General features: G+C 57.9%; 1 pseudogene. It reads right to left on the reverse strand.

From position 1 onward, the window contains the following. Positions 1-385: pseudogene (locus tag AB1462_RS32420) on the reverse strand (hypothetical protein); the annotation flags it as partial.

Genomic DNA, 385 nt, shown 5'->3' on the forward strand with positions numbered 1-385 from the left:
CCCGATAGCGGCGCGCGAATATCGGTGCGCGACAGACGATCCTCGATCGCGATGCGGCGATCGTTGAATTCGGAAATCTTCGTGTCGACCGTACTCAATTCGCGCTGCGCTTCGGTCTTCGCCGTCTCATCAACCGAGATGATCTGAAGCTTGATACCGCTCATTCTGGCGCGCGCCCGCGCAATGCCCGCGTCGGTTTCGCCGAGTTCGCCCTTCAGGCGCGCAAGCTCTCTTTCCGTTACGTGGACCCGCGAATTCTCGATGAGTTTCTTGTCGGAAAGGCGCTTCATCTTCTTGTGTTCGACCTGGACAAGCGTGACCTCGTCGCGTTTTGCGGATTGCTGAGCCTGCAATCCCTTTATCTCTTCGCCGAGCTGCTCGATCT

The sequence above is a fragment of the Pseudomonas sp. SB113 genome, from assembly GCF_040754745.1.
GTDB classification, from domain to species: Bacteria; Pseudomonadota; Gammaproteobacteria; order Pseudomonadales; family Pseudomonadaceae; genus Aquipseudomonas; species Aquipseudomonas grimontii.